The sequence below is a fragment of the Corynebacterium sp. LK2590 genome, assembly GCF_040946105.1.
In the GTDB taxonomy this organism is placed as follows: domain Bacteria; phylum Actinomycetota; class Actinomycetes; order Mycobacteriales; family Mycobacteriaceae; genus Corynebacterium.
This window is the reverse complement of record NZ_JAYWMH010000004.1, coordinates 222,418-242,150: the sequence shown is the minus strand read 5'-3', so window position 1 is coordinate 242,150 and position 19,733 is coordinate 222,418. Positions and strand designations below refer to the sequence as shown.

General features: G+C 64.6%; 19 protein-coding genes and 1 other RNA gene. 4 read left to right on the top strand and 16 right to left on the bottom strand.

Annotation, left to right across the window (positions count from 1 at the left end):
* Positions 1-77 precede the first annotated feature (77 nt).
* From VVR85_RS07120 to VVR85_RS07090, 7 genes are all read right to left on the bottom strand, one after another.
* Positions 78-986, bottom strand: coding sequence for an arsenic resistance protein (locus tag VVR85_RS07120; RefSeq protein ID WP_368520230.1), 909 nt, complete (start codon positions 984-986; stop codon positions 78-80).
* 111 nt (positions 987-1,097) lie between these two features.
* Complete coding sequence (locus VVR85_RS07115) at positions 1,098-1,853, bottom strand: ABC transporter ATP-binding protein (protein ID WP_368520229.1); 756 nt, start codon at positions 1,851-1,853, stop codon at positions 1,098-1,100.
* Positions 1,850-2,902, bottom strand: a complete 1,053-nt coding sequence (locus tag VVR85_RS07110; protein ID WP_368520228.1) for an iron chelate uptake ABC transporter family permease subunit — start codon at positions 2,900-2,902, stop codon at positions 1,850-1,852. The genes VVR85_RS07115 and VVR85_RS07110 overlap by 4 nt, the downstream gene beginning before the upstream one ends.
* Positions 2,892-3,869, bottom strand: coding sequence for an iron chelate uptake ABC transporter family permease subunit (locus VVR85_RS07105; RefSeq protein WP_368520227.1), 978 nt, complete (start codon positions 3,867-3,869; stop codon positions 2,892-2,894). Before VVR85_RS07105 ends, VVR85_RS07110 begins: the two co-directional genes overlap by 11 nt.
* 102 nt (positions 3,870-3,971) lie before the next feature.
* The gene (locus VVR85_RS07100; protein ID WP_368520226.1) at positions 3,972-5,000 is read right to left on the bottom strand and encodes a siderophore ABC transporter substrate-binding protein; all 1,029 of its coding nucleotides are present in this window, start codon (positions 4,998-5,000) and stop codon (positions 3,972-3,974) included.
* Positions 5,001-5,244: 244 nt separating this feature from the next.
* Positions 5,245-6,660: an amidohydrolase gene (locus VVR85_RS07095; protein WP_368520225.1), complete on the bottom strand. Its 1,416-nt coding sequence runs from the start codon at positions 6,658-6,660 to the stop codon at positions 5,245-5,247.
* Complete coding sequence (locus VVR85_RS07090) at positions 6,660-8,345, bottom strand: AbgT family transporter (RefSeq protein ID WP_368520224.1); 1,686 nt, start codon at positions 8,343-8,345, stop codon at positions 6,660-6,662. The genes VVR85_RS07095 and VVR85_RS07090 overlap by 1 nt, the downstream gene beginning before the upstream one ends.
* Positions 8,346-8,783: 438 nt before the next feature.
* Between VVR85_RS07090 and VVR85_RS07085 the strand changes: the two genes are divergently transcribed.
* On the top strand, positions 8,784-9,014 hold the full coding sequence (locus VVR85_RS07085) for a hypothetical protein (protein ID WP_368520223.1): 231 nt from the start codon (positions 8,784-8,786) through the stop codon (positions 9,012-9,014).
* 107 nt (positions 9,015-9,121) lie between these two features.
* On the opposite strand, the gene ssrA is transcribed toward VVR85_RS07085, so the two are convergent.
* The 5 genes from ssrA to ftsE all read right to left on the bottom strand — a co-directional run bounded on the left by ssrA (position 9,122) and on the right by ftsE (position 12,174).
* Positions 9,122-9,499: a transfer-messenger RNA gene (gene ssrA, locus VVR85_RS07080) on the bottom strand.
* 66 nt (positions 9,500-9,565) lie between these two features.
* Positions 9,566-9,928, bottom strand: a complete 363-nt coding sequence (locus tag VVR85_RS07075) for a DUF488 domain-containing protein (RefSeq protein WP_368520222.1) — start codon at positions 9,926-9,928, stop codon at positions 9,566-9,568.
* 48 nt (positions 9,929-9,976) lie between these two features.
* Complete coding sequence (gene smpB / locus VVR85_RS07070) at positions 9,977-10,480, bottom strand: SsrA-binding protein SmpB (RefSeq protein ID WP_368520221.1); 504 nt, start codon at positions 10,478-10,480, stop codon at positions 9,977-9,979.
* Between the two features lie 97 nt (positions 10,481-10,577).
* Positions 10,578-11,480: a permease-like cell division protein FtsX gene (ftsX, locus tag VVR85_RS07065; RefSeq protein ID WP_368520220.1), complete on the bottom strand. Its 903-nt coding sequence runs from the start codon at positions 11,478-11,480 to the stop codon at positions 10,578-10,580.
* Positions 11,481-11,484: 4 nt separating this feature from the next.
* Positions 11,485-12,174: a cell division ATP-binding protein FtsE gene (gene ftsE, locus VVR85_RS07060; protein WP_368520219.1), complete on the bottom strand. Its 690-nt coding sequence runs from the start codon at positions 12,172-12,174 to the stop codon at positions 11,485-11,487.
* A 230-nt stretch (positions 12,175-12,404) separates the two neighbouring features.
* Between ftsE and VVR85_RS07055 the strand changes: the two genes are divergently transcribed.
* Positions 12,405-14,060, top strand: coding sequence for an AbgT family transporter (locus tag VVR85_RS07055; RefSeq protein WP_368520218.1), 1,656 nt, complete (start codon positions 12,405-12,407; stop codon positions 14,058-14,060).
* Between the two features lie 121 nt (positions 14,061-14,181).
* Here VVR85_RS07055 and prfB read toward each other — a convergent pair whose 3' ends face one another.
* On the bottom strand, positions 14,182-15,288 hold the full coding sequence (gene prfB, locus VVR85_RS07050; protein ID WP_368520217.1) for a peptide chain release factor 2: 1,107 nt from the start codon (positions 15,286-15,288) through the stop codon (positions 14,182-14,184).
* 69 nt (positions 15,289-15,357) lie between these two features.
* On the opposite strand from prfB, the gene VVR85_RS07045 reads away from it, so the two are divergent.
* Both VVR85_RS07045 and hisN read left to right on the top strand, forming a co-directional pair.
* A complete protein-coding gene (locus VVR85_RS07045) occupies positions 15,358-16,185 on the top strand; it encodes an inositol monophosphatase (protein ID WP_368520216.1) in 828 nt (275 codons plus the stop codon).
* Entirely contained in the window at positions 16,178-16,960 is a 783-nt protein-coding gene (gene hisN / locus VVR85_RS07040) for a histidinol-phosphatase (RefSeq protein WP_368520215.1), read from the top strand. The genes VVR85_RS07045 and hisN overlap by 8 nt, the downstream gene beginning before the upstream one ends.
* Positions 16,961-17,074: 114 nt before the next feature.
* Here hisN and VVR85_RS07035 read toward each other — a convergent pair whose 3' ends face one another.
* From VVR85_RS07035 to VVR85_RS07025, 3 genes are all read right to left on the bottom strand, one after another.
* The gene (locus VVR85_RS07035) at positions 17,075-18,211 is read right to left on the bottom strand and encodes a S1 family peptidase (protein WP_368520214.1); all 1,137 of its coding nucleotides are present in this window, start codon (positions 18,209-18,211) and stop codon (positions 17,075-17,077) included.
* A 155-nt stretch (positions 18,212-18,366) separates the two neighbouring features.
* A complete protein-coding gene (locus VVR85_RS07030; RefSeq protein WP_368520213.1) occupies positions 18,367-19,251 on the bottom strand; it encodes a hypothetical protein in 885 nt (294 codons plus the stop codon).
* Positions 19,252-19,719 (bottom strand): hypothetical protein, encoded by a 468-nt coding sequence (locus VVR85_RS07025; RefSeq protein ID WP_368520212.1) that lies wholly within the window; start codon positions 19,717-19,719, stop codon positions 19,252-19,254. It abuts the gene before it with no gap.
* Between the last annotated feature and the right edge of the window lie 14 nt (positions 19,720-19,733).

The following is a 19,733-nucleotide window of genomic DNA, read 5'->3' as shown; positions in this document are numbered from 1 at the left end:
CTAACCTCTCAGCTACCTCGCGGCGACTCGAACTAATATAGCGCGTTCTTCGCCAAGACACCAAATCGCCTTTTGCCTTAATGTTTAGCCGCAGGTAAGCGGGCTATTTTCACTACTGCACTTAACGCCACTAACTCGACCACGGTCTGCATGATGATGGCCACCGGGACGAATGAAAATCCCTCCGGCAGGGCCAGGGCGAAGGGCATGATGACCAGTGAGTTGCGGGTCATCGTCGTCAGCATCAGCGCAATGCGGTCCTGCCTCTGGAAGTTCAGCGCCCGCCCCAGTGCCAGAGCCAGACCGACCGCGGCGAAGATGAACAACACGTAACAAACAAGTGCCGGAATAAGCCGCGGCAGGTTCTCCCCCAGCCCCGGCGAATGCACCGTCGCAATGACGAAGAGGGTCAGGCACATGACCGGGACCATCCAGTCATCGGTGACTTTGCTTATTTTTTCCTTGGCGCGCGTCTGCTGCACTGCCCAGGCCAGGCCAAAGGGGATGACTATGAGGCCTATGAACGCCTGGAGCGCGGGAGCAACCGGGAAGGGCACGTCCCCTCCCCCGATGACAAAGTGCAGGGCGACCGGGATGACGGCCATCTGTACCAAGAAGAGAAACGGGGTGCTGGTCGCGATGGCCGCCACGTTGCCTCCGGCCAGCCGGGTAAAGACCACCACGTAGTCAATGCAGGGCGCGAGCAGCACCATGACCACCGCGGTTTTCACCTCGAGGTCGTTAAGGAAAAGGGTGAGCACAGCGACGATGAGCGGCACGCCGAGGAAGTTGAGGGCCAGGGAGGCGCGCAGGTAGCGCCAGTGCGGGCGGACCTTCTCCAGCGGGATGGCCATGAAGGTGGCGAATAGCAATAGGGCCAGGGCGGGATATTCCAGCCAGCCCAGGGCCAGGCCGCTGAATGCTAGCCCGGCCGCGATTGCCAGGAGGTAGAAAGCCACCTGGTGGCGCTCGAGGAAACTGGTCATGGCCTTCAACCTACTAGCGCGGCCCCTCCCCCGCTGGCGGGGCACCGCCGGTAGTGCTTGCAGCACGTTTTTTCAGGGCCGTTTCCTGTCTAGTATCTGCCGCCCGTGGGGCTAGTAGTAGCAGGCCAGCAACCCGTCGGGGCCGTCGATGACCTGGATCGGGGTGTTGAAGATCGGGGTGAGGATCTCGTCCTTCATGATCTCCTCCGGGCTACCGAAGGCGACGACCTCGCCGCCCTTGACCGCGCAGATATTGTCCGAGTACTTGGCGGCGAAGTTAATGTCGTGGATGACCAGCACGATCGTGCGGCCGAATTCCCGCGCGGCCTGCTTGAGGTGGCGCATCATCTCCACGGAGTGGGAGATGTCCAGGTTGTTGAGCGGCTCGTCCAGCAGGACGTAGTCGGTCTCTTGGCACAGGACCATGGCCACATACGCGCGCTGGCGCTGGCCGCCGGAGAGCTCATCCAGGTAGCGGCCCTCAAACTCGCGCAGGTGGAGGAAGTCGATGTACTTGGAAATGATCTCCTCGTCTTCTTCGGTCAGGCGCCCCTGGGAATACGGGAAGCGGCCGAAGCCCACCAGCTGCCGGACCGTCAGCTTCGTGATGAAGTGGTTTTCCTGCCGCAGGATGGAGACAATGCGGGCTAGATCCTTCGACTTGGTCTTCCCGATGTCGTAGCCGGCGATCTCGATTGTTCCCTCGTCCATCTCCAGCAGGCGGCCGATCATCGTCAGCAGGGTCGATTTGCCGGCGCCGTTCGGTCCGACCAGGGAGGTGATGCCACCGGAGGGGATTTCCAGATCGACGGGACCGATGTTGGTCTCGCCGCTGTAGCTTTTCGCGACGTGTTTTAGGGAAATCACAGGCGCCCCTTTCTCAAGATGACGAAGAGGAAGACAGTACCGCCGACCAACTCGATGATGATGGAGACCACGCCTTGGGCGTAGAAGACGTGCTGCATGATGAAATACGCCCCGGTGAGCACGGCAAAGGCAATGGCCACGGCCATCGGGAACAAGAAACGGTGATCGTAGGTCTCGGCAAACTGGTATGCCAGCGTAGCGACTAGGAAGCCTAGGAAGGTCATTGGGCCCACCAGCGCGGTGGTCACCGCCATGAGGATGGAGACCATGATGAGCGTGAAAATGGCGTTGGTCCGGTGGTTCACGCCCAGGTTGGTCGAGGCGTCGCGTCCCAGCGCGAGCACGTTGAGCCGGCGCGAGTTGAGGTACAGCGCGGCCGCGGCAACCAGCATCAGCGGGATGGCAACCGGGTAATAGTCCGAGTCGGCGTTGTTGACGGAGCCGAACAGACGGGCCGTGAGCACGTCGAATTCGGAGGGGGTCAGCATGCGTTGCATGAACGTTGACAACGAGCCCAACCCGCCGCCGATGACCACGCCGACCAGCAGCATCGCGTGCATGTTGTTGGAGCGGTTGGTCAGCAGCCACGAGTAGAGCACCAGCGACAGCAGGACCATGAGCGCGACCTGGACCAGGAACGTCGTGATGTTGCGGGCATTGGTCAGACCGGCCGCGCCGAGGAAGAAGATGGTCGCGGTGTTAATCGCCACGTACAAAGCCTCAAAGCCCATGATCGACGGGGTGAGGATGCGGTTGTTGGTCACGGTGTGGAAGGCCACCGTCGCGGTCGCCTGGCAGATGGCCACCACGGCCATGGCGATGACGGCATCGGCGCGGCGCTCGGCGATGAGCCAGAATCCGCGCGTGCCGAAGTCCATCGGGTTATCCCACGCCAGCAACCCGGCGGCGAAGATACCGCCGGTGACCAGCAGCAGGAGCAGGATTACCCAGTACTTGCGGTGCGCGGCGGCGGACTGGAAAGCCCCGACGTCGCGCGCGACGGCAGTAGCCGGGGCGGAAGCAGAAGTAGAAACAGTCTTATTTACCACGGGTCGACCTCACAATCAGGACCACGAACACGACCGCGCCGATGATCCCCAGGATGACGGACACGGGCATCTCGAACGGGGAGATAATGGTGCGCCCCACCAGGTCGCAGACGGTGACCGTCGCGATGCCCAGCAGGCAGACCCACGGCAGGTTGGAGCGCAGGTCGTCGCCGCGGAACAGGCTCACGATGTTCGGGACGATAAGGCCCAAAAACGGCAGGGCGCCGACCACCACGGTGACCACGCCGGTGGCCACGGCGATAAGCCCCGTGCCGATGAGGATCATGCGGTTGTAGTTCAGTCCGACGTTGGTGGCGATCTCCTCGCCCAGCCCGGCCACGGTCAGCTTGTCCGCAAAGAAAAAGACCGCGATGAGCACGACGAGCACCAGCCACAGGACCTCGTATTGCCCCTCGTAGACCGAGGTGAACGAGCCCATAAACCAGATGCCCAGCTGCTGCAGGGAGTCCGTGGTTAGCGCCACGAAGGTGGAGACCGCGCTGACGACCGCGCCCAGCATGATCCCGATGATCGGCACGATCAGGGAAGAGCGCAGGGTCACCCGCCGCAGGAACGCGAAGAAGACCATGGTTCCCACGAAGGAGAAGACTACGGCGACCACCATCTTCTGCAGCACGCTGGAGCTAGGAAACAACACCATGGTGGTCAGCAGACCCAGCCCGGCCCACTCGGTGGTGCCGGTGGTGGTCGGCTCCACGAAACGGTTCTGGGTCAAAAGCTGCATGACCAACCCGCTCATGGCCATGGCGGCACCGGCCAGCATCAACGCGATGGTGCGCGGGATGCGGGTGGTGTTGAACATCTCCCCGCCGTCCTCGTGGCCCAGGATGTCATACTCACCCACCGCCAACGAGAGCGCTAGGAGCAGGAGGATGCCACCTACGCCGAGCAGAAGCTTCCAGTCGAAGAGCTTCGACCGGGAGCGCCTAGGTGTTGTTTCTTGCATAAGGTCCGATTCTTTGTAGATAGCCGAAAGCCGGATAGGCCCTGCGCGGGTCAAAAGGCGCAGGAGCTATCCGGTTACTTGCGGGAAGTGCCGTAGGAAGTACTAGGCATTCTCGAAAGCATCAGCCATTTCGTTCAGGATCTTGGTGTAGGTAATGATGGACTCGTTAGTGTAGGTGTCCTTCGGCGCGACGTAAACATTGCCGTCCTTGACCGCCTGCACGTTCTTCAGAGCCGCGCTGTTTTCCACCAGGTCCTTGCCCGGGGTGTAGTCCGGCTCCTCGGAGTTGATCGCACCGTCGCGGTCCAGGACCAGGATCCAGTCCGGGTTGGATTCCGCGATGGCCTCGACGGAGATGTCGTCGCCCTCGTGGTTGCTGCTACCGTCCTTCACGGTCAGAGCCGGGTCCAGGTCCAGCAGATCGAAGATGGAGCCCAGGGTGCGGCCGACGTGCGGAGCGATGTAGCCGATCTCGCCGCCGGAGGTGTTGACCGCCATGACGGTCTTTTCCGGATCGTAGGCCTGCTTGGCGCGCTCGATGGCGGCGTCCAGGTCGTCGATCAGCTTCTGGGCGTCTTCCTCGTGCTCGAAGACCTCACCCAGCGCAGTGGTGTGGCGCTTGAGCTCTTCGAAGAAGTCCTTGTCCTCGCGCGGCTCGAAGTCCACAACCGGGGTGTCCTCCACCAGCTTTTCGATATCGGCCTGGTGCTGGGAGAAGCGCTGGCCGTTCCAGACCAGGTCCGGCTCGGCGGCGACCAGGGCCTCGAGGTCCGGCTCGCGGTGGCTGCCCAGGTCCGCGGCGACGGTGTCCTTGTTGTAGGTATCCGCCAGGGTATCCGGGACGAGGTTCAGCGGCGCTGCGGAGAGTTCAACGCCCCAGTCGGCCAGGACCGCGAAGGCGCGGTTGTCGGTCACGGCCGGCTTCTCGACCGGCAGGGTCACCGTCTGCTCGCCGTTGTTGTCCTCCAGCTTCAGCCCGCCGGACTCCGAGGCAGCGTTGTCTGCCGCGGTGTTCTCAGCGGAGTTGGAAGAGCTGTCGGCGGAATTGGAGGAATTCTCCGCCGAAGAGCAGGCGGTCAGCAGCAGCGAGGCGGCGGCTACCGAGGCAACCAGGGTGCGACGAATCTTCATGGTTTGTCAATCATCCTTTTCGAAACGAATCCCTTGCGGAATTCCGGGACTATCTTTCCTAGGACAACCTAACTGAAGAAACCCTAACCTGACAAGGCTTAGGCACAGCTAAGTTTCAGACAACCCTGTTCACCTGCGATTTACCTGAAATTTTTATAACAGGATCCCCTACCCCCAGGACACACCCCCACTTCGGGCCCCGCGGAGGCGCGGAGGACTGTCCCGCCCTTGCCGCGGCTCCCCATTATTGGGAACCCTCCGCGCGCAGCAGGCTCTCCACCGAGACCGTCCCCGAGGCCGCGAACTCCGCGTGGGCGTCCGCCCGCAGCTGCGGATCCGCGGCGTAGTCAAAGGCGACCTGGGCCAGGCCCACCGCGGAGTCGAGAGCGGCGCGCTCCGCGGACTCGGTGGCCGACCAGTGGGCGAAGGCCTCGGTGTGCAGGGCCACCTCCCGCGGGCTGACCTGCACCATGGGGTGGATGCCCGGCACCAGCTGGGAGACGTTGCCAAAGTCCGTGGAGGCCGCCAGGCTATCCGGGATGATCCCGGCGGGCAGCGGGGCGCGGCCGCGGCGCCGCTGGGTGGCAGACCACCGGGTGGCCAGCGCGGAGTTGTTGCGCACCGGCAGGGACATCGGGTGCGGATCCCAGGCGATCTCCACGCCGACTCCCGCCATCAGGGCCGCACCCCGCGCGATGTCGTCGACCCGGCGGGATAGCTCCAGCAAGGTCTCGGTGCGCAGCGAGCGCGCGTAGACCTCGACCACTGCCCTATCCGGAACCACGCTGGGCCGGGTGCCACCCTCGGCGATGACGGCGTGCAACCTGTCGCTCGGCGGCATCTGCTGGCGGTGCAGGCCCAGGCCCTGGTACATGAGGGAGGCGGCGTCGAGGGCGTTTTTGCCCATGAACGGCTGCGAGCTCGCGTGCGCGGCCGTGCCATGGAAGGTCACGGTCGCCGAGCGCCGCCCGACCCAGACGTGCTCGGCGATGTCGTAGCCGAAGCCGTGGATCATCAGCGCGGCGTCCACCCCGTCCAGGCTCCCGCCGCGGATCATGTACTCCTTGCCGGTGTGCCCCTCCTCCGCCGGGGTGCCCTGCAATTCGATGCACACGGGCGCGGCGGCATCGATAGCCCGCGCCGCCGCCAGGTAGGCGCCCACGCCGGCGGCCGCGATGACGTTGTGCCCGCAGGCGTGCCCGATGCCCGGCAGCGCGTCGTATTCGGCCATGATGACCACCCGGGGGTGGCGCCCGGGCTCGTAGCCGGGCGAGGTGACCTGGCTGGAAAAGGCCGTCTCGACTCCGTAGGCCCCGCGCACCACGCGGTGCCCGTGCTTTTCCAGGAGATCGCACAGCACCTGCTGGCTGCGGTATTCCTCGAAGGCGGTCTCCGGGTGCGCGTGTAGATCGTGGACGATGTGGCGGATATCGGCCGCCAGCTCGGTCTCCTCCACCGCGTGGCGCAGCCGCTCCCAGTAGTCGGGCACCGGGGCGGCCCGGCCTTGCCCGGCCGCTTCCTGCCGCTGCTGGGCGCGCTCGACCGCCGCGTCCACCTCGGCGGAGGTGGCGTCCAAGTAGCTTGTCGATGCCGCCTCCGGGGCTAGCCCCGGGCGCTGCGGCGGGCAGGAATCATGGCAGTTGTCTGAGTGAGCTGTCATTAGGACTCAATCATAATGCTATCGCCCGGCCCCAGCGGGATATCGGCGAAGAACCACATCCCCAGGAGGATGGCCCACACGAGGAAGAAGGGGATGACGAACGGGATAAGGCGCGACATCAGCGTACCCAGGCCCGCCTTGGGCTCGTAGCGCTGCAGCAGGCCCAGCATGACGATCATATAGGGGTTAAGCGGGGTGATGATCTGGGTGGCGGAGTCGCCCACGCGGAAGGCGGCCTGCACGAAGGCGGGCTCGTAGCCCAGCAGCGCAAACATGGGAACGAAGACCGCGGCCATCAGCGTCCACATGGACGAGCCCGAGATAATCAGCAGGTTCAGCAGGGAGGCCAGCACGATGAAGGCCAGGATGGCCGGGAAGCCGGTCAGCCCGATGGATTCCAGGAAGGCCGCGCCCTTGACCGCGGTGAAGGTGCCGATCCCGGTCCAGGCGAACAGGGCGACGAACTGGCCCAGGATGAAGGCCAGGACCAAAAAGCTCAGCATGTCCTTGAGCGCGCCCATCATCATGGTGACCACGTCCGCCATGCCCTTGATGGTCCCGACCACCGCGCCGTAGGTGATGCCGAAGACCCAGAAGTAGGCGCAGATGATGAACACGATGGAATCCAGCAGCGGGGACTTCGGCAGGAAGCCGCCCTCCCCGTTGCGCCACGGCGAGCCCGGGATGAGCACGGCGGCCAGGATCACCGCGGTCAGCACCAGCCCGGCCAGCAACGAGAGCCACAGCGCCTTGCGCTCCTTCGGCTCCAGGTTCGCGGTCAGGGCGTTGCCCTCGGCGTCACGGTCGCCGCGCTCCGCGGCATCCGCGGCGTCCACCGACTCATCCTCCGGCACGTTTTGGGCCCGCATGCGCGGCTCCAGGATCCGGTCGATGATGTAGCCGGCCACCAGGCCGAGCACGACGGAGGAGGCCACGTTGAAGAAGTAGTTCGACAGCGGCGTCACGGTGGAATACCCCGCCCCGGGCAGGGTGTCCATCACCGCGTTGGTAATACCGGCGAACAGCGCGTCCAGGCTGGTGGGCACCAATGCCGTGGAATAGCCCGCGCCCACCGCGGCGAAACCGCCGATGAGGCCGGCGACCGGGTGGCGGCCGGCCGCCTTGAAGACCATGGCGGCCAGCGGCGGGACCACCACGAAGGCGGAGTCGCCCATGACCGAGGCGGTCACGCCGATGACGCCGACCGCGTACGGCAGCAGCGCCGGCCGCGCCGAGCCGAACAGCTGGCGGATCAGCGCCGAGAGCATGCCGGAGCGCTCCGCCACGCCCACGGCCAGCAGGATGGGCAGCACCGTCAGCAGCGGCGGGAAGCCGATGTAGTTCTCCGCCATCGTGGTAGTCAGCCACGCCAGGCCCTCGCCCGTAAACAGCCCGTTGACCTCGGAGACCTCATCCGAGCCCGGCACCTGGACCGCCACGTCCATCCAGGCCATCACGGTGGAGGCCACCCCGGTAATCAGAAACAGGATGACGAAGATGGTAAACGGCTCGGGCAGCTTGTTGCCCACGTACTCCACGCCGGACAGGAACCTATCCAGCAAGCCCCGCTTCCCGCCGGATTCCCCGGCGGCACTCGCACCGCCGCCACCGACGTCGCCACCGGCACCGTCAGCAGCAGCCTCATCGCGCAGGTCTTTGTCGTCATTAGAAATGGGGGTACTCATCGCAGCCCTCCTGCCTGTCTCGGCCCGTCACCTTGCCGTCACGGGATGTGTGCAGCCAGCATAATGTAACTCACAACACATGTACCTGTGTTGCAGATTACAAATTTGTAACGGCCCCAGATTCCCGCCAGACTCCCCCACAACCGGACATCCCCACGCCCGCAACCGGACACCGCTACGCCCGATACTGGACGTTTCCTGTCACTTCTACCCCCAACAATTGGGCAAACGGCCACGGAAGCCACCGGGGGACGCTATAAAAAAGTTGTCTAGACGTCCCCGGCCAGTTGGCCATCGACAACCTGAACTAGCTTGAGGAAAGGAACACCATGAAACGATTCGTTGAAGCGAGCCTCCTCGCGTTTTCGGTTCTTCTGCTTTCAGCCTGCGGGTCGCAGTGAAGTTTCCACCCAATCCGCCGACGAAAGCTCGAACCGCGTGAGCACATCAACCTTGTCGTTTGAGCTGCCCGAGGGAGTTAGCGAAGTAGACGACTACGAGCCGACCGACGGTTGGACGGAGTCACACTCCGATAACCCCGACGAGCCAACGATTGTCATCCGGGTGAGCGACGAGTCAGAAAAGGTATCGGGAATCGAAATCATCGGCACGGGCATCTCCCCGAGCCAGGTAGACGAAATCCGCGACTCACTGGAATATGCCACGTAAGACGGCATCTCATCCCCGCGGACGGAGATAGCCCCCGGTTATCGCCTATCCCCCGCACAGCCGCAAAACAAAAGGACGCTCATTTTGTATCAAAATGAGCGTCCTCGTGGTGGAGCTGCCGGGAATTGAACCCGGGTCCTTCGTCATCTTGCCAGGGCTTCTCCGTGCGCAGTTCGCGCGGAATCTCTGCTCGGCCCTCCGGATCGGACGAACACGTCCGGATGATGGGCCCAGTCTCCAGTAGAGGTCCCATCCGGCCCTGAAGACGCAACCGGATGGCAAGTTCCTTAGTCGATGCCAGTTACTAGGTCAGGAACAAAACCTAGGCTGACAGACACGCATTGCTAATTAGGCAGCAAGTGCGTAGTCACGCTGAGAGTTCTTCTCTGCGTTTATTGAGTGCTACGACGCTTAACGGTGGTCTCTAGCCTGCACCGGCACGCTTCCCCTGGCTCAATGTACGAAGTCGAAACCAAATCAACCCCATTGCCTATAGGGCGGGATGCGTCCGCATTCCCTATAGGAAGAATTACTTTACTCGCCGACGTGTGCTAATTCAAGTGCTCGTCCAGCCACTCTTTGAGCACCACCGCGTGGTTTATCTCCCGGTCGTGGGCGGCGAAAAGCAGGCTGAGATCGCCGTCCTTCGCGACGTCGATGAGCTGTTGCAGTTCGTCAGCGTCGGAGTCGTCGAGCTCCGCACGGTAGCGCTGGCTGAATTCCTCGAAGCGTTCGGCGTCGTGGTTGAACCACTTGCGCAGCTCGCTGCTGGGAGCAACGTCCTTGAACCACTCGTCGTAGGCCACATCATCCTTGGCTACCCCGCGCGGCCACATCCGGTCCACCAGTACCCGGGTGCCGGAGGCAAGGCTGGGATCCTTTTTGACGTCGTGAACTCTGCAGGTATAAATCATGCCTTCCAGCCTAGACCTCCTGCGGCGGGTTGGCCCGTGGCGGAAGTCTTAGACGTTAATGCCCTTGACGCGGCGGCCGAGCTCGCGGGAGATCTCCCGGTCCTGGTCGCGACGCTTGATGTCCTCGCGCTTGTCATAGTCCTGCTTGCCCTGTGCCAGGCCGAGTTCCAACTTGGCCCGGCCGTCCTTGAGGTAGACCTTGAGCGGGATGAGTGTCTTGTTGCCGGAGCGCACCTGGCCGTAGAGCTTGTCGATCTCCCGGCGGTGCAGCAGCAGCTTGCGGGTGCGCTTGGGGCTGTGATTGGTCCACGTGCCCATGGAGTACTCCGGGATGTGGAGGTTGCGCAGCCAGACCTCGCCCTTGTCGATGGTGGCAAAGGCGTCGTTCAGAGAAATCTTGCCCTCCCGAAGGGACTTAATCTCCGTGCCCACGAGCGCAATACCGCACTCGTAGGTGTCCAGGATCTTGAAGTCATGGCGGGCACGCCGATTGGTGGCGAGGGTCGAATTGTTGTCGACCGCGCCCTTTTTCTTCTTGCCCTTCTTTACCATAACCATCAAGCTTAACCGCCCAGGCTAGAGCGAACAAACCCGCCCGACGGCCACGCAACAGGCGGTGGCTTTCGGGCGGGGAAGTGGGGCGCGCGGGCTACTTCTTGACGTAGAGCCGCAGCGTGACTTGGGCGGCTAGGGCGGCAAAGGCCATCGCCACCACGCCGACAATCGGCAGGGCTATCCAGATGTCCTTGGTGTGCAGCGGGGCCAGCAGCTGCGCCTGGTAGAGGCTCTGCAGCGACGGGTCGACCACGTAGGACTTGGTCAGGAACAGGCCGATGCCGGCCACCACCACGCCGATGAGCGTGGACAGGACGGCCTCCAGCACGAACGGGGCCTGGGTGATCCAGCGGGAAGCGCCCACCATGCGCATGATGGACATCTCCGTCGAGCGGTTGTAAGCCGCGATTTGGACCATGTTGGCAATCAGGAAGATGGCCGCCACGGCCTGGACAGCGGCGACCAGGAAGGTCGCGTTACGGATGGAGTCCAGGTTGTCGGTGGCGCGGTCGACCTCCTCGACCTGGTCGACAACGGCGTCGACCTGCGGCAGGCCCCGGATGGCATCGATAGCCGCGGTCTCCGTGGGATCCACCAGGCGCACGTGCAGGGCGGCCGGCAGCGCGTCCGGGGAGGTCTCCTCCACCAGCAGCGGGTCGGTCTCCTGGAAGTACTCCTTGAAGCGCTCGTAGGACTCCTCCTGCGAGCGGAAGGTGACCTTCTCCACGCTGGAGTCGGCCTCCAGCTGGTCCTTGATCTCCTTGCATCCGGCCGAGGTGCAGTCCGTGTCGTTAGCGGAGATCTCTTCATCCAGTTGGACCATGACCTCGACCTGCTCGAGGTAGATGTCCTTAGTGTCCTGGGTCAGGATGGTTACCAAGACACCCGCGACCACCAGGCCCACGGACACGGCCGTGGTGATAATCAGCGCGATGGTCATGGTGATGTTGCGGCCCAACCCCTTGGCGGCCTCGCGGAAGACGAAATTTGTCTGCATGGTCTTAGAAGGCCTCCCCGTAAACGGCGTGGGTTTCGTCGCGCACGAGCTTGCCGTTGCTCAGCTCCAGCACGCGCTGGCGCGCCTCGTTCACGGCGCGAGCGTTGTGCGTCGACATGATGACGGTGGTGCCGCGGCGGTTGATCTTAGACAGCAGGGTCATGATCTCCGTCGCGGTCGCCGGGTCCAGGTTGCCGGTCGGCTCGTCCGCCAGCACCAGCTTCGGACGGTTGACGAAGGCGCGGGCCACGGCCACGCGCTGTTGCTCGCCACCGGAGAGCTCATTCGGCATGCGGTGCGCCTTGGAGCCCAGGCCAACCATCTCGAGGACCTCCGGAACGGCCTTGTCGATCCGGTGCTTCTTTTTACCGATGACCTCCAGCGCGAAAGCCACGTTCTGGTAGACGTTCAGCTTGGGCAGCAGCCGGAAGTCCTGGAAGACGTAGCCGATGGACTGGCGCAAGCGGTTGATCTCGCGGCCTTTCAGGGCGTTGACGTGGAAGTTGTCGAAGTGGATCTGTCCGGAGCTCAAGTTGGTCTCGCGCACCATCAGCTGCAGGAAGGTGGACTTGCCTGAGCCCGAGGGGCCGATAAGAAAGACGAACTCGCCGTCCTCAATGCGGAAAGACACGTCGTCCAGTGCCGGTCGCGTTGAGGTCGGATAGACCTTGGTTACGTTCTCGAAGGCGATCACGTTTGCAACTCTAGCAACAGGAGATAACAATTGAAACTCTTTTACCCGTCGATTGACTAAAAATTATGTGTCCCCAAGCCCGTGTACGCTATAGTGACGCACACCATAAGTTCGAATACCTGCCATGAAATCCGGGCGATCGTCTCGCGCGGCGCCGACCGGCCCCGCCTTGCCGTCGCACCCGGAAAAATCCAAGAGCCCCGGCTCTTCGACACAGAAAGTGCCGTTTTATGACAGAAACCGCTACCGAAGACCAGCCGAAGAAGACAGAATCCCCCGGGGGTTTTCTCGGCACCATCGAAAAGCTGGGCAATAAGCTGCCGGATCCCTTCTGGCTATTCGTCGTCCTCGCCGGAGTCGTCGCCGTCTCCTCCTGGCTCGGCTCCCTGGCGGGCATGAGCGCGGTGGATCCCCAGACCAATGAGACCATCGAGGTCGAGTCCCTGCTCACCCAGGAAAACATCTCGCGCATGGTCACGGATGCCGTCGAGAACTTCACCTCCTTCCCGCCGCTGGGCGTCATCCTCGCCGTCATGCTGGGCGTGGGCGTGGCCGAGCAGTCCGGCCTGCTGTCCGCCCTCGTGCGCGCGATGGTTGCCAAGGTCACCCCGGCGACGCTGACCTTCGCCGTCGCCCTGGCCGGCGTGACCGGCTCGGTGGCCTCCGACGCCATCTACGTCATCCTCATCCCGCTGGGCGCGATGTCCTTCCACGCGCTGGGGCGCTCCCCCATCGTCGGCGCCATGGTGGCCTTTGCCGCCTCCTCGGCCGGGTTTAACGCCTCGCTGATCCTCAACATCACCGACCTGCTGCTGGCGGGCATTTCCACCCCGGCCGCGCAGATGGTCGATCCGGACTACCACGTCAGCCCGCTGGCCAACATCTTCTTCGTCATCCCCTCGGCCATCGTCTTGGCCCTGATCATCACCGCGGTCACCGAGCTGTTTATTAACCGCAAGGCCCGCGAGCTGGTCAACCACGACCACATCAACTACGAGGAGGTCTCCTTCGACAAGGCCGCCGGCGGCCCGGACAAGTCCTCCGCTGACGACACTGAGGATGCCGGCGACGCCGACAGTGACTACGACTTCTCCGAGGACGAGGAAGCCCTGAAGCTGTCCCGCCAGGAGGCCAAGGGCCTGGCGTGGGCCGGCATCGCGCTGCTGATTTTCCTGGCCGGCTTCTTCGCCCTGCTGTTCATCCCGGGCTCGCCGCTGGCCGGCCCCGACGGGGAAGCCATGGAATCTCCGCTCATCTCCGCCATCGCGGTGCCCATCGCCCTGGCCTTCCTGTTGGTGGGCATCGTCTACGGCATCGTCGTCGGCACCATCAAGGACGGCTCCGACGTCCCGAACTTCATGGCCCGGGGCCTGAAGACCCTGCTGCCCATGCTGGTGCTCTTCTTCGCCGTCGCCCAGTTCCTGGCGTGGTTCGAGTGGTCCAACCTGGGCGTGTGGACCGCGATTACCGGCTCCGAGCTCCTCCAGCGCTGGGACCTGCCGCCGATCCTGATGTTCGCCGGGCTGGTCCTGCTGGTCGCCCTGCTCAACCTGCTGATTACCTCCGGTTCGGCGCAGTGGGCGCTGATGGCCCCGGTCATCGTCCCGATGATGATGTACGTCCACGTCTCCCCGGAGGTCTCCCAGATGCTGTTCCGTATCGGTGACTCCCCGACCAACATCATCACCCCGATGTCGCCCTACTTCGCCCTGGCTTTGACCTTCCTGCAGCGCTACTACAAGCGCGCCGGCGTGGGCACCCTGATGTCGCTGGCCCTGCCCTACTCCGTGGCCATGCTGGTCGGCTGGTTCCTGTTCTTCGTCGTCTGGTACCTGCTGGGCATCCCGCTGGGCCCGGGCGCACCCATGCACTACCCGGCCGAATAGCCACCACCGGGAACGAAAACCTCAAACGCCAGCCCCGCGCGGATGTTTTACGCAATCCGCGCGGGGCTGGCGTCGTTAGTTCGCGGCCGCTGTGAGCCAGCGGCGCCGCGGTGGTAGGCGGCTAGTCCTCGCTGTCGTCGCGCTGGGCCATGCGCCAGCGGATGCCGGCCTCCAGGAAGCCGTCGAGGTCGCCGTCTAGGACCTTCTGCGGGTCGCCGACCTCGAAGCCGGTGCGCAGGTCCTTGACCATCTGGTACGGGTGCAGGACATAAGAGCGCATCTGGTTACCCCAGGAGGCGTTGCCGCCGGCGCCCAGCGCGTCCAGCTCGGCCTGCTCTTCCTGCCGCTTGCGCTCCAGCAGCTTGGCCTGGAGGACCCGCATGGCCGAGGCCTTGTTCTGGATCTGGGATTTTTCATTCTGGCAGGTCACCACGATCCCGGTGGGGATGTGGGTCAGCCGCACGGCGGAGTCGGTGGTGTTGACCGACTGCCCGCCCGGCCCGGAGGAGCGGTAGACGTCCACGCGCACGTCGGCGTCCGGGATATCGATGGAGTCGGTCTGCTCCACCACGGGCAGCACCTCGACCTCCGCGAAGGAGGTCTGCCGGCGGCCCTGGTTATCGAAGGGGCTGATGCGCACCAGGCGGTGCGCGCCCTGTTCGACCGAGAGTGTGCCGTACATGTACTCGCCGTGCACCACGAAAGTGGCGGACTTGATGCCGGCCTCCTCGGCATAGGAGATGTCGTAGACGTCGACCTTGTGGTCGTTGTGCTCCGCCCACCGGATATACATGCGCATGAGCATCTCCGCCCAGTCGGCGGCATCCACTCCGCCGGCGCCGGAGCGGATGTTGATGACCGCCTCGCGCTCGTCGTATTCGCCCGAGAGCATGGTGGTCACCTCGAGCGCCTCGATAGTCGAGCGCAGCGCAGCCAGCTCCTCGTCCGCCAGCGCGGTGTCGCCTTCTTCCTCGGCGAGCTCGTACATCACCGGCATGTCGTCGAGCCGGCCGCGGAGATCGGCGAGCTTGCGGAGCTTCGCCTGGGCGGCGGAGAGCTCCGAGGTGACCTTCTGCGCGTGCGCCGGATCGTCCCAGAGGCTCGGGTCGCCCGCCTGGGCTTCTAGTTCCCGGACCCGCGCGCTCAGCTCCTCCGGGTTCATCACCTTTTCGATGGTGGTTAGCGTCGTGGACAACTCGTCCAAAGCTGCAGTCTTATCCGGGTGCATAGCGCCCCAGTCTACCGCGCAGGGGTGTTCAATTAGCGATCGCCTGCCACAGGGGCGACAATAGGGGCTATGACTCAGACCCCGAGCTTGCCCGAGATGATCGACGCCATTGCCAAGACCTTCATGGTCGCGCACGCGGATGATTCCGACGCGCACCTGGCCCAGGCACTGGTCTACAACGCCGGCCGACTGGCCTGGCGCATGCGCGATCAGGGCGTCAATATCGAACAGAAGACCTCCGTGTCCGACGTGGTCACGGAAGCCGACCGCGCCGCCGAGCGCTTCGTCGCCACCGTGCTGCAGGCGCTGCGCGGCGAGGACGGCCTGGTCGGCGAGGAAGGCACCTCCCAGGAGTCGACCTCGGGCCGCACCTGGGTCATCGACCCAGTGGACGGGACCTACAACTTCTCCTCCGGCTCCGACTACTGGTGCTCGGCGCTCGCCCTGCGCGACGCCGAAGGCACGGTGCTGGGCGCGGTCCACCGCCCGGCCATGGGCTACACCTGGTTCGGCGGGCGCGACTACCCCACCTCCCTGGACGGCAAGGAGGTCACCCCGCTGGCCGATGCCCCGGCCGAGCAGCTGTCCCTGGCCACCTACCTGCACCCGACCTCCATCCAGGACCCGGATATCCGCGCCGCCTGGCAGAAGGTGGCCTCCGGCTTCGCCACCGTGCGCATGCTGGGCGCGGGCTCGGTGGATCTGTCCAGCGTGGCGGACGGCACCTGGGGCGCGTGGATGCAGCACACCGTCGCCGAATGGGACTGGCTGCCGGGCAAAGCCCTGGTAGAGGCCGCCGGCGGCGCGACGAAGGAGATTTCGGCCGGCGGCGTGGTATGGTGCCTGGCTGGAAATAAACAGGCAGTGAAAGAAATGGAGCAGATGCTGCGTGGGTAAATACAAAGAGGACTTGGGGCTGGCCCTTGAGGTCGCTGGTCACGCGGACGCAGTGACCATGCACCGTTTCGAGTGCTCGGATCTGGCGGTCAAGTCCAAGCCGGACATGACCCCGGTCACCGACGCCGACCTGGCCTGCGAAAAACTCATTCGCTCGAAGCTGGCCCAGGCCCGCCCCAACGACGACGTCTTGGGCGAGGAATTCGGCGGCGAGGCCAAGTTCTCCGGCCGCCAGTGGGTCATCGATCCCATCGACGGGACCAAGAACTTCGTGCGCGGCGTGCCGGTCTGGGCCACGCTCATCGCGCTGCTGGAGGACGGCGAGCCGGTCGTCTCCGTCGTCTCCGCGCCGGCCCTGCGTCGCCGTTGGTACGCCGCGAAGGGCGGCGGCGCCTTCCGCGTTTTCGGCGGCGAGCCGAAGCGCCTCCACGTCAGCGGCGTGGGCGATCTGGCCGATGCCTCCGTGGGCATTTCTTCCCTGTCCGGCTGGCGGGACCGCGGCCTGCGCGAGAACGTCCTCGAGCTGACCGACGTGACCTGGCGCCTGCGCGGCTACGGCGACTTCTGGAACTACTGCCTCGTGGCCGAGGGCGCGGTGGATATTGCCGCCGAGCCGGAGGTTTCCCTGTGGGACCTGGCCGCCCCCTGCCTGCTGGTCACCGAGGCCGGCGGCAAGTTCACCAGCTTCGAGGGCACAGCCGGCCCGAATAACGGCTCCGCGCTGGCCACCAACGGCCACCTGCACAAGAAGGCACTGGGCTACCTGGCGCCCTAAGCGCGAGCCCACCGCCCGGCTTAACGCCTAAAGATACGACGAGGTCCCCGCCTGAAAATCAGGCGGGGACCTCGTTTGTTGTAGTGAGCGGCTAACCGGGATGGCGGTGCGGCCTTAGTCCTCCGGGAGGCTAAAGCCGGCGCCCACGCCACCGCGGCGGTTCAGATCCGCCAGGATGGCATCCATGTTGGTCGCCGCGGTCGGCACGTGCACGGCGCCCTGCAGCGGGGTGCGGCAAGCACCGTTGAAGCCCGGCGGGTTGATGCCGCCGGTGACGGAGCCGACCAGGCGGCCGCGGTTGAACAGCGGCGCGCCGGAGTCGCCCTGCATGGCGCAGACCTGGGTGAACTGGTACTGTGGGATGGTCGTCAGGGTCATACCGCAGGTATCCCCGGTGGCCAGGCCGCGCTTGCAGCTGATGTCGCCCGGCTTGACCTTGCCGCCCAGGCGGTTGGCGGTCACGCCGTTGTAGGAGCGGGAAACTTCCGCGTTAGCGCCGAACTCCACGACGGAGTAATCCAGCTCGGCGTTCTTGTCCACGATGGTGCCCGACGGGCCGACCTGCCAGGAGTCGGCTGAAGCCACGGACTGCCCCACCTCACCGCAGTGGCCGGCGGTCAGGCCGACCTTGCGGCCGGCGTTGTCCGTGCCGGCGGCGGTCAGGGTGCACATCGACTCATCGTTGACGTAGATGGGAGTACCCGGCCCGTAGAGAGACTTGCCCTCGGTCAGGGCGGCGTTGGACTCCTCCGGCACCTGCGGGGCGTCGAAGTAGGAACCCGGTACGCGGTGCAGGATGAAGTCCTTGGTGGGCTTGCCAGCCATCACCTTGGAGAACATATCGTTGCGCCACTGGTAGTTCGGGTCAACGTTCTGGGGCTTGAACTCGGGCTGCGTTGCCTGCCGGACGGTCTCCTCGAGCCCAATCGGGTTCGGGTTGGTGGCCGGCGCGTCAGCGTAGTCGTGCGTTTGGGGTGCGGTCGCCGCAGCTGCTGCCTGGTCCACTGCCTGCGGGGCCTGCGGCAGGTGGTGGTTAACAGCCTCGGTGACGGCATCAGTCACCTGCGGGTCTACCTCCGGGGTGGAAATTCCCCAGTCGGCCAGATCCGAGCGGACCTGGTCCACAGCCGCCGCGGCATCAAAGCCAGGCTGGGTCGCTTCCTGCGCTCCGGCGGCTGGGGCCGCAAAGAAAAACGCACCTGCGAAAGCCGAGCCCACCAGGACTTTCTTTAGGTGCGGAATGCGAAGCATAAACAGCCTTCTTTCACATCGTGGATCATTAGGGCCCCTTAATCTTGGCACGTAAATTAGTTATAAACATCAGCTTTCCCACACTGTTTCCAAGCCGTTATAGTTTCCAATTTGCGACCTCGACTTTCCCCCGATTGCCCCTCCCGGCGCGTTACCTAGCCACCCCTAACGGAGGGTGACCGTGTTTCATCCTCGCCGGACTCCCAGCGGCGCTTTTCCGCTTCCGACTTGCGGTGATTGCGCACCGCCATGACGCCTAGGACCACGGCGATGACCAGCGGCACCCACACCTTGGTGTACTCTAGGAGGAACTCCAGCCAGGCCGGGATGGTCAGATCCGGGAAGGGGATATCCCAGTCCGGCCACGCGGGCACCGGCAGGGTGATGTCCGGAAGGTCCGGCACCGGCAGGGCAATCGCCGGCAGCTGCCAGTCGGGAAGCTCCCAGTCCGGCAGCTGGTCGAGGAGCCAGCCGATGAGCCGGCTGACTAGCGGGCCTAAGACGATGACTGCGATGGCCCAACCGCTCTTGCCCAGCCCGCTCAGCATGGGATAGAGCACCCGCTTGAAGGAGCTTTCCTCCATCTCCTTTGCCCGCTTCTCCCCGCGGCTGCCCGGCGGCGGGGTGAATTCGACAACCTGCTTGCCCTCGCGAAACTCCACCGCCTTGAGCTCGTCAAAGAAATTGGCGGTGATCTTCACGCACGGTTTCCCGTCCATGGCCGCCAGGTTTCCCGCGGGCGCGGAGTCCCAGCCCCGTTTCTTGCTCAGCGGGATCTTGCCGCTTTGCACCCCGCGCAGGCGCCGGCGGACCTCCCCACCCACGGTGACCTGCAGGCGCACCGGCGGGTTCGCCGCGAAGGTCTGCAGCCTCTCCATGGCCCCGGCGTCCACGGGCAGCGGCGTGCCGGCCGCCACCTCCCCGTTCTCCTCGTCCCGCTCGGCGGGCCAGTCCGGGTAGCGCTCGATAAACTCCGCGTCAAAGCCGCATTCGACCGTAATCCGCCCGTGGGTAGGGTGCTCCAGCGTCCAGGTTTCCACCTATTCCTCCCCCTCCCAGGCAGTCGTCGCGCCCTCCTTGTCCCCGATGGCGCCGCCGGCAAAGGCCAGGACGACCATGACCGGAAGGTAGATCCAGGTCCCGGAATTGAAATACATCTTCATCGCGAGGTAGTACGCCACCCCGACCAGTACGGGGAAGGAATAGGTAAACCGGAAAACCCGGGCATCAACTACCCCGCCGCCCACGGCCACGGCCAGCAGGAAGACCAGGATCCCCCACCCCGGCACGAAGGTCTGGAGAAGCGGCGGGCCGGCCACGATGAGCAGCCCGACGCCTACCAGCACGACCCACCCGGCCACGCCCCGGCGCGCCTTGGGCTTTTCTGGCTGGGCAGCCGCCGGCTGGGCAACCGCCCGCCGGGCCGGCTGCGGCCCCTGCCCGGCGCGGCGAGGATCCCTCGGCGGTGGCACCTGGCTGTCTTCCCGATCATCTTCCGGCCTGTTCATAGCGCACAGAGTAT

Excerpts from the sequence above, each read along its gene's own strand:
- prfB (WP_368520217.1), bottom strand. The coding sequence starts at position 15,288 with ATGCACCCGGATAAGACTGCAGCTTTGGACGAGTTGTCCACGACGCTA.
- ftsX (WP_368520220.1), bottom strand. The coding sequence starts at position 11,480 with ATGCAGACAAATTTCGTCTTCCGCGAGGCCGCCAAGGGGTTGGGCCGC.
- VVR85_RS07120 (WP_368520230.1), bottom strand. The coding sequence starts at position 986 with ATGACCAGTTTCCTCGAGCGCCACCAGGTGGCTTTCTACCTCCTGGCA.
- VVR85_RS07025 (WP_368520212.1), bottom strand. The coding sequence starts at position 19,719 with ATGAACAGGCCGGAAGATGATCGGGAAGACAGCCAGGTGCCACCGCCG.
- VVR85_RS07055 (WP_368520218.1), top strand. The coding sequence starts at position 12,405 with ATGACAGAAACCGCTACCGAAGACCAGCCGAAGAAGACAGAATCCCCC.
- VVR85_RS07075 (WP_368520222.1), bottom strand. The coding sequence starts at position 9,928 with ATGATTTATACCTGCAGAGTTCACGACGTCAAAAAGGATCCCAGCCTT.
- smpB (WP_368520221.1), bottom strand. The coding sequence starts at position 10,480 with ATGGTAAAGAAGGGCAAGAAGAAAAAGGGCGCGGTCGACAACAATTCG.
- VVR85_RS07105 (WP_368520227.1), bottom strand. The coding sequence starts at position 3,869 with ATGCAAGAAACAACACCTAGGCGCTCCCGGTCGAAGCTCTTCGACTGG.
- VVR85_RS07090 (WP_368520224.1), bottom strand. The coding sequence starts at position 8,345 with ATGAGTACCCCCATTTCTAATGACGACAAAGACCTGCGCGATGAGGCT.
- VVR85_RS07095 (WP_368520225.1), bottom strand. The coding sequence starts at position 6,660 with ATGACAGCTCACTCAGACAACTGCCATGATTCCTGCCCGCCGCAGCGC.
- VVR85_RS07100 (WP_368520226.1), bottom strand. The coding sequence starts at position 5,000 with ATGAAGATTCGTCGCACCCTGGTTGCCTCGGTAGCCGCCGCCTCGCTG.
- VVR85_RS07045 (WP_368520216.1), top strand. The coding sequence starts at position 15,358 with ATGACTCAGACCCCGAGCTTGCCCGAGATGATCGACGCCATTGCCAAG.
- VVR85_RS07035 (WP_368520214.1), bottom strand. The coding sequence starts at position 18,211 with ATGCTTCGCATTCCGCACCTAAAGAAAGTCCTGGTGGGCTCGGCTTTC.